Below are 4,756 nucleotides of genomic sequence, written 5' to 3'. Positions count from 1 at the left end.
AACTGGTTCTCTTCACCGTTGTCACCGTTCATCTGGCCTTCCATTATACGGGCTGCCGTCACAGTAGACACGCCCATACCGTCACCGACGAACAGGATAACGTTTTTCGCTTTACCTTTCAGCGATGCAACAGCCGCTTCCACAGAAGCGTGTTTGGTCACTGTAGTATTGCTGGTAATAGTCTGAACACCGTCCACAGAGGTTGTGCCAGTCGCATTGAGCCATGTGGTTTTGGCCGCTTCAACTTCCGCCTGACCGGCTACGAAATATTCGTTGTTCAGGCTGGTTAGCAATTCACTGGTCGCCACTTCTGCATTAGCCGGTACACACACATAACTGGTTTCAGAAATTTCGCTGTCGCTTAACGCGCCGTCTCCATCAGCATCCAGGCCTGAATCAAAACGTACGCCACTGTTCGGGCAGTTTGCATCGCCGGTGGCCAGTTCAGTTTGTACCGTCAGGCTGTTTAATCCGTTACTGCCGTCAGTACCGTCAGCGCCATCATCACCGTCAAGAGAACAAGCGGTCAGGCCGGCCATGGCCATGGCTAAAAGGCTATATTTAAATACTTTCATGATGTCCTCTTCTTATTCTTCAATCAGTCCGAGAGACTGGTTAATCAGGTGGAATACAACGCTTTGCTCAATGACACCCTGAATTAACTGGCTGCCTGGGCCTGTGCCGTGCAGGGCAATGTCTTCACCGGAGTGAGTTTCTGAAGACAGCGGGATAAGCGCTTCCTGGTGGTAGCCTGCAGCAGTGGTATCCACGCTGGTAATATCCATACGGCCAGCATTGATTTCTTCGCTGTAGATAGCGTCAGAATCGGTTTCTGTAGCCAAATCGTTAAAGCCGAAACCATTCATGTAGCCCACAGTGGTATAAGGCATGCCGTCAGCAGCAGTAGCCGCTTCATCAGCACCTACGTTAACCACTTTGCCCAGGATCGGGTTACCGCGCTTAGGATAGCCGGCAATAGTAAACACGTGGCCGTGGTCAGCCGTGACCAGAATCAGAGTTTCTGAAGGATCGGTATTCGCTACTGCAGCTTCGATAGCCTGCTCAAACGCCAGCGTTTCAGACAGTGCACCTGACGCGTTACCCGCATGGTGAGCGTGGTCGATACGACCTGATTCCACCATCAGGAAGAAGCCTTTGTCGTTGTTATCGAGAATGTCGATTGCTTTAGAGGTCATTTCAGCAATTGAAGGCTCACCGGCAACATCGTTGGCGCGGTCCGCTTCGTACTGCATGTGAGATTCGTTGAACAGACCAAACAGACGGGTCGTGGAAGCGGCATCAACCGCATCGAATCCGGCCTGATCGGTTACGTAAACACCATCGCTGTACATTTCCTGCCACTCAGCAGTCAAATCACGGCTGTCAGTACGGTCGCCTTCTGTTTCACTTACCGCGTCATTACTGTTAAACGCAGCATCATTCGGCAGGAAGTGACGGCGGCCGCCGCCCATGGCAACATCGATACCGTCAACGTCTATACCGGTGTAACGGCTTTCCAGATAATCTTCAAAATGTACCAGCTGATCGGCAATGTCAGCACAACCGGCTGTGACTGCCGCTTCCGGCATATCAGATACGTCTTCCCAGTTGCGGTCTGCTGATTTGGCATAAGTGGCTGCAGGCGTGGCGTGAGTCAGGCGGGCAGTTGATACCACACCGGTAGACAGTCCTTTAATTTCAGCCAGTTCCAGTGCGGTAATCACTTCATTGCCGGCAACTGTTGAACATTCGCCACGTTCGATGTCTTCATCTACACCGATTACACCCACGTCAGTTTTCAGTCCTGACATCATGGCTGTCATCGTACCCGCTGAATCCGGAGTCTGGGCATCTACGTTATAGGTTTTTACCAGTGCAGTACCGGGAAAGCTTTCCCACGCTAAGTAACCTTCTTCACCGGGGTTGCCCGCCAGCTGGCCTTTACGGATACGTGACGCTGTCAGCGTTGAAATACCCATACCGTCACCCACAAACAGGATCACGTTTTTGGCTTTAAAATTATTGGTGGTTTCCAGTTTCTCAGTGAGTTTGGTTTGTGCGTCGGTGAACCAGGCACTTTCAGACTGATAAGCAGGGAGCACATCCGCCTGCAAACCAGTTGAAACCGCCAGAGCCAGAGCGCTGACAGAAGCTTTCCAGTTAAATTTCATTATGACATTCCTAATTATGTTTTTGATTACCGGCGTTGTAGACAGAAGCAGCCGTGTGTCTGCGGCAGGGAGCAGGAAGCAGGCAGGTGATGTGTGTAACCTCTCTTCCCTGAAAGTATCGGTTCCCCGACCGGACGGTGAAACAGAGTAGGCGGCCTGTATGACGAACAGGTTAATCTGAGATGAATGATTTATGTCGGAATGATGTCGGTTTTATGACAAATGTTATAACATAACGCTTTGTTTTAACTGATTATTTGAGGGGCGCAGTAAAGAAATGACTGGTATCAGGCAATTACCTCTGCTTATTTTCAGTCTGTGTACACTTCACTTAATTTAATCACGATCCATCCGCTGATGTAGATGTTTTGAGGGCGGCGTGCGTCGTAAATAATCCCGTTCTCGTACATGGAACTCAGTTCTTTGCGACTGAACCGAAGATGATTTTTCCGGTAGTAGTTTCTGAGCAGGAGTGGTTTATCAAATTTGATGTGAGTTTCAGGCGATACGGGTTCACTGAAACCAATATTTCCTACCGCTACCGTAATATTTTGCTCATCTGTTGCAATGACTTTTAAGGGCACAAAACGATATTTAATGTCACTGGATCTATCCAGTTCATAATAATCAACAAACAAAAAGTCGCTTTTCCTCGGCTGGGAGATAATCGTAGAGGCGACAGCCTGCAGATACTGACCGTGTAAAAGGTAAATCGCAATCAGACAGCCAACCGCCAGAAACTCCCAGTGATTTTTCACAAACTCAATGAAACCAGCGCGCTTACCCACGATCAAAATCCTTTTGATTCTCCATATTGTTAGCTTTGTATATATCCGCAGACAGATCAAGCAGGGAAAAGCGGCGACGAGAGATATTCGTTTGCGGAAAAATTTCAGGGCGAGTTCTTCAAACCGGACTTTTGCAGGTCATTCTTTAGGAGGTTTGCCCGGCGCTTACGCGTTATTCAGACATCCTGAAATGTTTGACAATTATATTCTGGGCAGTCCGTCGGTTTGGTATAACGATAATGAAATTCTTAAATCAGCGAAAATCGTTCCATCGCAAAAAATAAAGGTATACCTTTCCGTAGGGAATTTGGAGAAACCATCTTTTGGCGAAATACAGGATATGGTCGCAGGAGCAGATAGTCTGGCTAAGAAGATAAACGAAAATAAGGGGGAGAATATTACTCTTAAATTTCAGATTATTGAGGGGGCAAGACATACAACCGCATTCCCGACCACCCTGGTACAGGGACTGGACTGGGTTTATGGAAGAAATTAGTCGGATATTGCAATTGCATTGCTTTTATCTGAGTGTTTAATTCACAATTATCGAAAAATTTGCCAAAACAAGGATGTTGAATGAAATTTATTGCTTTATTTTATCTTCTAATCAGTGTGACTTCCGTGCATGCCGCTATGGATGAAATCCCTTTACAAGTTACAGATGACGGGCACTTCAGCCTCAAAGCTGCTGTCAATGGGAAGGAAGGCAAATTCATCCTTGATACAGGCTCAACGGGTTCTGTTGTTGGCATGAGTAAACTTGAATATTTCGGTATCAAAATAGCCTCAAGTGGTATTAATGGCGTTACTGCCGGCGATGAGAAAGAAGGCACAACCCAAACATTCCCTGTCAGTATCCAGTCTTTGGTCATAGGGAGTTACGAGCTGACGCTCAGGAATATCTTTGCAAATTCAATAAGGCAATTAGGACCTGATATAGATGGAATTATTGGTCACGATGCAATTGTTGAATTACACGCATTAGTTGATATCAATGAAAGCAGACTTTTAGTTCCGGAAAACGAAAGTGAGACAAAAGAATTTTTTTCAGGCGCTGATTCGAAGTATACCGCCATTCCTCTGTTGCAAACTGAAATAGGGTTTACCCTGATCAAAGCAAAGCTTGAGCAGCATGATGTTGTTTTACTGGTCGATTCAGGTGCACAGCAAACCGTCTTGGACAGGTCTGTATTATCCGGAAACTTCGGATTTAAATTGGATGATCATCCGAAAGCAAAATCAGTCGGCGAAAACGGGGCTGAAACACTTATGAAAGTCCTCATGAATAAAACAATAAAAATCGGTAGTGCGGAAGTTAACGACGATTTTCTTGTCACTGAACTGGGTGCTCTGAGACAGGCTGTCGGTTCGAAATATGGAACTGTTATAGGAATAGTCGGGAATAAAGAGCTGGCTTCCATTAATAGTATTATTGATGTAGCTAACAGCACCTTGTATATGAGAGATAAATAAAATCGTTCTTAGTATTCAGAGAATAGCGGACATAAGGTGGTCTGATGAGAATCGTCTGCTAAAGACAACAATCGGTCATTCACCGTTTTGGTCGTTCAGAAGGGTAATTCCAGAAAGCAGACATTCAATTATCGTATAGGATCCCAAAAGCGGACAGTCAATTTTTTGAGGAATCGCATATCTCGATATTAATAATTAGTTGGAATCTATTCATAGAATATGAAAAATTTGATTTCAGTAATGTTTCAATTTTTAGTTCGTCAATAAAACGCGAATTCAACTCCGAAGTGCACCACTCGCTAAATTAGGCAGCCTTGCGTAATT

5 protein-coding genes are annotated in these 4,756 nt (G+C 45.8%); 2 read left to right on the top strand and 3 right to left on the bottom strand.

What is annotated here, in order from left to right; genetic code table 11:
• The 3 genes from AC4PME_RS20505 to AC4PME_RS20495 all read right to left on the bottom strand — a co-directional run.
• A partial coding sequence (locus tag AC4PME_RS20505; RefSeq protein ID WP_491529751.1) for a DUF7151 family protein occupies nucleotides 1–575 on the bottom strand: 575 nt, incomplete at its 3' end.
• A gap of 12 nt (nucleotides 576–587) precedes the next feature.
• Complete coding sequence (locus tag AC4PME_RS20500; RefSeq protein ID WP_491046745.1) at nucleotides 588–2,171, bottom strand: alkaline phosphatase; 1,584 nt, start codon at nucleotides 2,169–2,171, stop codon at nucleotides 588–590.
• A gap of 311 nt (nucleotides 2,172–2,482) precedes the next feature.
• A complete protein-coding gene (locus AC4PME_RS20495) occupies nucleotides 2,483–2,959 on the bottom strand; it encodes a hypothetical protein (protein ID WP_491046744.1) in 477 nt (158 codons plus the stop codon).
• Between AC4PME_RS20495 and AC4PME_RS20490 the strand changes: the two genes are divergently transcribed.
• Together AC4PME_RS20490 and AC4PME_RS20485 are read left to right on the top strand one after the other, a co-directional pair.
• Nucleotides 2,937–3,455, top strand: a complete 519-nt coding sequence (locus AC4PME_RS20490; RefSeq protein WP_491046743.1) for an alpha/beta hydrolase — start codon at nucleotides 2,937–2,939, stop codon at nucleotides 3,453–3,455. The two genes, AC4PME_RS20495 and AC4PME_RS20490, sit on opposite strands and share 23 nt — an antisense overlap.
• Nucleotides 3,456–3,535: 80 nt before the next feature.
• Entirely contained in the window at nucleotides 3,536–4,432 is an 897-nt protein-coding gene (locus AC4PME_RS20485) for an aspartyl protease family protein (protein ID WP_491046742.1), read from the top strand.
• The last annotated feature ends 324 nt before the right edge of the window (nucleotides 4,433–4,756 follow it).

This window comes from Alteromonas sp. (genome assembly GCF_984505615.1).
This window is presented reverse-complemented; position numbering and strand designations above follow the sequence as displayed.

Excerpts from the sequence above, each read along its gene's own strand:
- AC4PME_RS20485 (WP_491046742.1), top strand. The coding sequence starts at position 3,536 with ATGAAATTTATTGCTTTATTTTATCTTCTAATCAGTGTGACTTCCGTG.
- AC4PME_RS20500 (WP_491046745.1), bottom strand. The coding sequence starts at position 2,171 with ATGAAATTTAACTGGAAAGCTTCTGTCAGCGCTCTGGCTCTGGCGGTT.
- AC4PME_RS20490 (WP_491046743.1), top strand. The coding sequence starts at position 2,937 with ATGAAACCAGCGCGCTTACCCACGATCAAAATCCTTTTGATTCTCCAT.